Source organism: Lentilactobacillus rapi DSM 19907 = JCM 15042, assembly GCF_001436255.1.
In the GTDB taxonomy this organism is placed as follows: Bacteria; Bacillota; Bacilli; order Lactobacillales; family Lactobacillaceae; genus Lentilactobacillus; species Lentilactobacillus rapi.
The window spans coordinates 112358-119811 of record NZ_AZEI01000022.1; the positions used below are offsets into that span (position 1 = coordinate 112358).

Consider the following 7454-nt stretch of genomic DNA (forward strand, 5'->3'; position numbering starts at 1 on the left):
GTTCACTTACAGCTTGGAACTATGGAAGCCTTCTTCCAATTCGCTGATTGGCTTCTGGAACACTCGTCTCAATGGCGCGATCAGCAAGAACCCAACTGCAAACAGTGCCAGGATCAGCAACGAATGCCAGAAAACCGCCGGGATTGGGCCGGCAATGGCTTCACGGAATCCTTGGATTGCATACGTAAATGGCAGGTAAGGCGCTAAAGCAGCCAGGTATGGCGGAATGGTTTCCAATGGGTAAATGCCACCTGTTCCAAATAATTGGACGATCATCAACAAGACGCTAATGACCTTACCGACATTGCCAAACATGTAAACCAACGTGAACATGATGATTGTAAAGACGATTGTTGCAGTATAGGCGGTTGCCAACATCGCCAAAACGCTGACCGGCCTGATGCCAAGAATCAGTAGCTCCCCAATCATGGTGAAGCTGGTTTGGGTGAGTGAAATTGAAAGGTAGAGCAATAATTTGCCCACGTATTTCTCAATCATATTAGCTTTCGGGAATCGCTCATTCTTAGGGGTTCGATATTTCCAGGAAACAATCGTTGTCAGCAACAAAATTCCGATCCAAATTGATAGGGTCGTGTAAAATGGGGTGACACCATACCCAAACTTGCTCATGTTATAAAGATCTGCTTGTTTGAGGGTAATGGGCGATGACAAGAGACTTGCTGCTTTAGGATTTTCGCCCAGTAAATTAATCAGGCGGTTCAAATTTTGTTCATTGATAAATTTAGTTTGGTCATTCAGATTGGTTAACTTGTCCTGAATTTCAGCCAATCTGCTGTGAATTTGGTTGACTCGCGAAATTGATAGTTTACTAATCGAATTACCGGCAGTTGCCAGCGCGTTGAGTTGGGGCACTAGGCTGCGCAATGATTCTAGAACTTGATCATCACCGGTCATGCCAGTATCAAGCGTGTTACCCAGGTCGTCCAGGTTCTGACTGAGGGTATCATTGAACGCTGAATTTGCGTCATCAATGTTATCAGCGAGTTGGTCGCCGGTCTTTGACAGCTGAGCAACCAAGTGATTAAGGGACTTTTTAGAAGCACCCGAGTTAGCAGCGGATTTCAACGAGGAGAGGCTTCGTTGTTGTTGGCGAATATTTTTCTTGGCGTTACTCAGTGAGCGGATGAGTGACGTGGTTTGGTTGCTTGGCAAGATATTATTCACCACATCAATCACTCGTAATGCGTTGTTGATGTGGTCAACGGTGGTATTTCCAAGACTTTGCATTTGGTTGATTTCAGTTTTGAGCAGCCCATTAGTTGAAGTATCGCCAGTGCCAAGATTAGTCGCGAGTGATTGGAGCCGCTCGCCATCTGATTGGAGTTGGGTTAAGCCGTTTGCTAAATCACTGCGAGCGTTATCCAAAGTGGTTTTTGTTGATCGGGTTAAAGCTTTACCATGATTGACGACTCGCTGAAGATCGGTGATTTGCGCAGAAATTTTCGGCAAGTCGGTTTTGACGGTCTTCAAATACTGTTGCATGTCTTTTGAATCGCCATTGACCCGTCCAAGGTAGCCTTGAGTTTTCTTAATAGTCTTAATCGCATTGAGTAAGGATGATCGAATTTCCAAAATTTGCGGTTTGTGGGTATCCAGCTTTTCGCCGGCAGCATTCATTTCTTTCAAAGCCGCCTTACTGCTGATCTTGATAAAATTATCCCGAACCTGCTCAGTCAATGTGTCTTTGGCTTGACCAGTGATCTTAGTGGCTGCCGGGTTCAACTTCTCATTTGATTTGTAAACGATATTTGGCTTTTGGGGATTCGTGGTGACCAGCGTTCCTAATTTACTTGAAAAATCGGTTGGAATCTCGATTAGGGCATAATATTTTCCTTGGTCAAGGCCGTTATTGCCTTGCCAGCTGTTGGTGATGACCCAATGGATGTCTTGACTCTTCTTGAGTTGACCGACAATTTGTTTCCCAACATCAATTGATCGACCATTAACGGTGCTGCCTTCGTCGCCGTTGACCACAGCGATCGGGAGTCGACTGGTATTTGCTTTGGAGTATGGATCCCAGGAAGCTTTGATATTAGGAATCGCGTAAATCGCTGGGATCAGACAAAAAGCCAGCAGGGTAATCCATACCGGCCGGCTGTGAAAAATTCGTTTAAAGTCACGTGTAATTAAGGTCAATATTGTTCTCATAGAAAAATTGAGTCCTCATTAATTCAGACGATCGAGCAATCCTTGGGCGAGGGCAAACACCTTGTCATTCAGGTTGTGAATGGCCACGACCTTTGGATAGAGTTTATTAATCCCTTGGCTAAATAAATAGTTGAGTTCCTGCCCGTCAGACTTGATCATCTGGATGATTTCATTGAGCTTGGCAATGTCGTCGTTGTTACTAATCGAATTCTTGAGATCACTCAGTTGATTGAGTAAATCAGTGATGGTATTTGTCCGGTTCATGGATTCGAGAATTGAAATCAACTGATTCTTGTTGTTAATTGATAGCGTGTCAATCAGGCCAATGATTTGGTTGACTTGTTGGCGTTGCTTGGACACATTCAGCATCCGAACTAAATGACCCCGCCAAATCCAGCCCTTGACCTTGCCATTACCATTCTTCACATAATAATAAACTGCTTTGTTGCCATTTGCACGGGTAATGTTTGCTGACTTATAGGTATAAAATGTGGTCAATGGGTAATTGTCGGCATTGTGAGCTTTTTTCGTTAATTTGGCAGAGGTATACATATAACCGCTGACTGCCCGGTACGGATCCTTGGTCAAAGTTTTGGAACTGGTTACTTTGGCGGCTTTGGATTTGGCAGCAGTGGGAGTCGACTGTGATAGGCTGATCCCGGCAATAACGAGCAGGCCGATCAGCAATGATTTGATTAATGAACGTTTCATCTGTAAAATCTCCTTGGAAGTAAAAATGTATTGGTTAACTATTGTTAATGGTTAATAGACGCGTTATTATCATTGTAATGCATTTTCGTGAAGAAAAAAACCGGTTATTCAGATTTTGGGGTACAAATTATGGTTAAGAACATCAAGCTTATTTATCAACGGGACTTAAAATCAATTTTCAAATACAAGGCGGCATTGCTGACAATTACGGCGCTCTGTGTGCTCCCGTGTCTGTATACACTGGTCAACGTCAAGGCACTCTGGAACCCATACAATACCCAAGAGGTTAGCCGAATTCCAGTGGCGGTGGTGAATAACGATCAGGGCGCTAAGCTGCAGGGAAAGCAGTTTAACTTTGGTGATAAAATTGTCGCGAATATGAAACAAAATCACCAAATTGGTTGGCGCTTCGTTGATTCCAAGACAGCCAAAACCAAGTTGCGGGCTGGCAAATACTATGCGGAAGTCGAAATTCCCAGCAATTTTTCTGCAGATCTGACGAGTATCACGTCCAGTAACCCAACAAAGGCTCAAATCAATTATACTGCCAATACCAAATCCAGCCCAATGGGAGATAAGATTACTGAAACAGCAGCCAAAACACTGGTTAGTACGGTCAAAAAGCAGTTTGTGTATCAAGTCAACGCGACCATCTTTTCCTATTTAAATGTGGCGGGTGATAAAGCCAGCAGCAAGCAAGCTGAAATTTTGAACCTGAAGGATTTGATCATTTCTCTTGGTGACAGCATGGAATTGGCAACCGGGTCTCTTGGGGATATCAGTGATACCTCCAACAGTTTGGCGATGGCTTTTTCAGAATTAAAGCCGGTGATTTCTGCCTCACAGAACGTCAATGTGGCCGGGACAATCGGCTCAACCAATGGCGAACTGATCAACTCAATTGATCAATCGGTGAATCGGTCATTTAATAACGTTGGCACAGAATTAAAAGGTGCCCAGGCCAATGCCAAGCGATTGGCTACCTTATCGAAACAATTGAGTGCGGCCAGCGCAGCTCATAACCGCAGCCAGGTTAACAATTTGGCCGGCAAGATGGTTGCCCAAATTAATTTGGTGCGAGGACAGCTAACCCCGTTGATATCGTACTTAAAGACGGTTAACAAAAGTCACCCAACAACTTCAGTCACTAACTTGATTAACAGCTTAACCAGTGTTGAACAGCTGTTGAATACGCAACATCAACAGGTCACGGCATTGAAGCGAGGGTTGAATTCTGGGAGTACGGTCAATGCTGGTGCTCAACAACGCGTTGTGAACCATGCTTATTCGACAATGGCGAAGCTCAATGGCTCATTGCAGCAATACAATAATCACGTTCATAATGATCTGAACGCCATTCAGCGGCAATTGAATTCAACTACCAATCGGACGGCCGGCATCTTGAGTGATGTTAAAAAAGTCCGCAATTTAAACGAAAAATCTTTGGATACCGTTATTCGGGGTAATCAGCTGATTGGTGATTCGACTGGCAAGCTGGAGAATCAGTTGTTGCAGTACAAAGACGTGATTCTGAATGCCAGCAATCAATTGAAGCTGACCTCGGACAATAATATTGCGGATATCATCAGTGTTTTGCAAAACAACCCCAAGTTGATGGGAAATGCCTTGGCTGAACCCTTTAATGTGAAGGATGAAAATATCTATCCGGTGAGCACATTTGGATCTGCCTTTTCGCCGACTTATATGGCTTTGTCAATTTGGGTTGGGTGTGCCATGTTGGTGGCGGTCCTCCATACCAGCGTGCCCAAATACCATAAGTTTAAGAATTTAAAGCCTCGAGAAGAATATATTGGTAAAATGTTACTGTTTAACACCTTATCAATGATTCAAACAGTCATTATTATTTTGACGACCGTCTTTATCCTGCACGTTCACGTGGAAAGTTTGTTCTTAATGCTGATGGTCGGGGTGGTGACATCACTGACGTTCTCGGTGATTGTTTACACGATGGCGTCGGTGTTTGGCAACCTGGGAAAGGCCCTAGCAGTCATGATGGTGGCCGTTCAGTTGGCCGGCAGTGGCGCCATGTATCCAGTCCAGTTGAACCCACTGATTTTTAGGATCATGCAGCCAATTTTTCCGTTTTCATATAGCGTCAGCGGCTTCCGGGAAGCGATCGGTGGTCCAAATGTTGGAACGGTTATTGTCGACTTTTCGGTCTTGATATGTATGCTGATCGGCGGATTGTTAATCGGTTTGTTCCTCAAGAAGTCACTAAAACGAGTGACCGATCGACTGTTAGGCGATTTTGTGAGAAGCGGAATTGGCCAATGACCTTATCGAAGCAGGTCTAACCTGTAGGCGGCCAAATTAAACTAAAGCCTTGATTATTTAAGTGAAAGCGGCTGGGAAATTAGTTGGTAAAGAGTTTATAAGGGTAACTTGGTTTTTTCTTTCTTATATTGATAAAATTTGCGACAAACGGCTGATCCCGGCCATTTAAGCAAAAAAGTAATGCATTCCAAAACCAGAATGCATTACTTTTTTCACTTAAATTCTGGGATCAAATCGCCTATTGTTCCAATCTCTGAAATTAAAAGCCTTCTCAATCTTTTCAACAGCAACTCGTTTATTCATTCCACACCCAATAATGATCGAACTACACTTGCGCGCCAACCTGATTATTCATCAATGCCTTGAGATTTTCTCTTCTTACTTCACGTGGTAAAAAGCTTCTGATATCATCCTCGCTGAAGCCAACTTGAAGTTGTTCATCGTTGTACATCATTGGGCGGCGGATTAGATCCTGATTTTTTACCATTAGATCGACTAACTGTGATACAGTTAAATCATCGATATCAACTTTTAATTTGTGGTAAGCGTTACAACGGGTGGAAATGAGGTCCATCGTCCCGTTTTCTGTTAATCGAAGAAGTTTCTTAATCTCATCGGCGTTTAGCGGCCTGCGGGCAAGGTTTCTTTCCTTGAACTCGATCCCATGGTCGATAAGCCATTGGCGAGCCTGACGACTAGAAGAGCTGCTAGGTGCTACCAGTAAGTTCAACATAAGAACCATCTCCCTTGGCAAACCGGTGAGAGTGTGGCAAAGGGTGCTGTGATCTCGGAGGGTAACTGACTTGAATAGTAAAGCGAGTTGGTTACACGGTAAGAATCAGCCCTTTGGAACACGTTTCAACAATATAGAGGCAGTGAATCATGTGACAAGTTTAGCCTCTATCCCCACATTTATCTTATCATGAATATAAGAAAAAATAAATATGAAGGATTCTGGTATGGGTTTGATAACCCTTGATATAACTGGTATTTTGACGAGTAAAAGTTGTACCGTAAATTTAAGAATTTCATAATAAATACTGACAAAAAGTGACTTTAGTAAGGAGCAAAAATGATATGAAAATCGCTGGTTTTGGTGTTGAAGAATGGTTAAATAAGTGGGAAAAGTCGGCCACTTATGATATTTCGCAAAGTACAATTTCGTCAATGACGATGGCAGAAGCCCTGGCCCTTGATGGCAATGATGGCGCGAGTTTTTATGACCTGCTGAACAGCCAAAAAATGAATTACGGTTGGATTGAAGGCTCACCTGATTTTAAGGCTGAAGTCAGTAAATTATACAAACACGTTGATCCGGATAATGTTTTGCAAACTAATGGGGCCACGGGGGCAAACCACTTAGCGTTGTATGCGCTGGTGGAACCTGGTGACCATGTTATTTCAGAATATCCATCTTATCAGCAGTTATATGACATTCCGAAGTCATTGGGCGCAGAGGTGGACTTCTGGCATATTCGTGAAGATAAGGATTGGTATCCGGATATTGCCGAACTTAAATCATTAATTCGTCCGGATACGAAGCTGATTTGCTTGAATAATGCCAACAATCCAACCGGCACCCTGCTCGATGAGGCCTTCTTAAAACAGGTAGTCGCGCTTGCCGAGGAGGTTGGGGCTTATGTATTGGTTGATGAGGTTTATTTGCCATTGGATCACCCCGAAAACTTCACTTCGATTGTCGATCTTTACGATAAAGGGATCGCGACAAATTCGCTTTCGAAGACGTATTCGATGCCCGGCATTCGAGTGGGCTGGACGGCCAGCAATCATGAACTCGCCGATCGATTCCGAAAGTATCGGGACTACACAATGATCTGCTGTGGGGTATTTAATGACTTGATGGCGACTTACATTTTGAAACATCGTGATAAAGTCTTAGCCCGCAATCGCCAGCTTGTCCTGAATAATTTGAATATCTATAAAGACTGGATTGATTCTGAACCACGGGCAAGTGTTGTGATGCCCCAAGCGGTGTCAACCTCATTTCCAAAGCTGGATATTCCAGAAGACATTGAATCGTTTTGTGTCCAATTGTTGCAGGAGCAGGGCGTCTTACTGGTTCCCGGAAGCCGCTTTGATATGCCTGGCCATGTGCGTTTGGGATATTGCGCTGATGAGGCAACCTTGAAAGAGGGGTTGAAGCGATTGTCTGAATTTTTGAGGCAATACGATTAGGCAGTTTGAGACTGGGAATAGGCGTTTTGATCCCAGAATTTAACGAAAAGAACCAATTATTCCAAAATCAGGAATAATTGGTT

At 43.6% G+C, this 7454-nt stretch carries 5 protein-coding genes; 2 read left to right on the forward strand and 3 right to left on the reverse strand.

Annotation, left to right across the window (positions count from 1 at the left end; translation table 11 throughout):
• Positions 1-6: 6 nt before the first annotated feature.
• Together FD12_RS03975 and FD12_RS03980 are read right to left on the reverse strand one after the other, a co-directional pair.
• Positions 7-2157 carry a YhgE/Pip domain-containing protein gene (locus FD12_RS03975; protein WP_225427357.1) on the reverse strand — a complete coding sequence of 717 codons (2151 nt, stop codon included), beginning with the start codon at positions 2155-2157 and terminating at the stop codon, positions 7-9.
• A 30-nt stretch (positions 2158-2187) separates the two neighbouring features.
• The gene (locus FD12_RS03980) at positions 2188-2880 is read right to left on the reverse strand and encodes a hypothetical protein (protein WP_054746955.1); all 693 of its coding nucleotides are present in this window, start codon (positions 2878-2880) and stop codon (positions 2188-2190) included.
• Between the two features lie 129 nt (positions 2881-3009).
• Between FD12_RS03980 and FD12_RS03985 the strand changes: the two genes are divergently transcribed.
• Positions 3010-5175, forward strand: coding sequence for a YhgE/Pip domain-containing protein (locus FD12_RS03985; RefSeq protein WP_056981803.1), 2166 nt, complete (start codon positions 3010-3012; stop codon positions 5173-5175).
• Between the two features lie 325 nt (positions 5176-5500).
• On the opposite strand, the gene FD12_RS03990 is transcribed toward FD12_RS03985, so the two are convergent.
• Complete coding sequence (locus tag FD12_RS03990) at positions 5501-5908, reverse strand: Spx/MgsR family RNA polymerase-binding regulatory protein (RefSeq protein ID WP_056981804.1); 408 nt, start codon at positions 5906-5908, stop codon at positions 5501-5503.
• 344 nt (positions 5909-6252) lie between these two features.
• Here FD12_RS03990 and FD12_RS03995 point away from each other — a divergent pair, with 344 nt between their 5' ends.
• Positions 6253-7371, forward strand: coding sequence for an aminotransferase (locus FD12_RS03995; RefSeq protein ID WP_056981807.1), 1119 nt, complete (start codon positions 6253-6255; stop codon positions 7369-7371).
• The last annotated feature ends 83 nt before the right edge of the window (positions 7372-7454 follow it).

What these genes read in the sequence shown, in the direction of transcription:
- FD12_RS03980 (WP_054746955.1), bottom strand. Translation starts at nt 2,880, where the DNA reads ATGAAACGTTCATTAATCAAATCATTGCTGATCGGCCTGCTCGTTATT.
- FD12_RS03985 (WP_056981803.1), top strand. Translation starts at nt 3,010, where the DNA reads ATGGTTAAGAACATCAAGCTTATTTATCAACGGGACTTAAAATCAATT.
- FD12_RS03990 (WP_056981804.1), bottom strand. Translation starts at nt 5,908, where the DNA reads ATGTTGAACTTACTGGTAGCACCTAGCAGCTCTTCTAGTCGTCAGGCT.
- FD12_RS03995 (WP_056981807.1), top strand. Translation starts at nt 6,253, where the DNA reads ATGAAAATCGCTGGTTTTGGTGTTGAAGAATGGTTAAATAAGTGGGAA.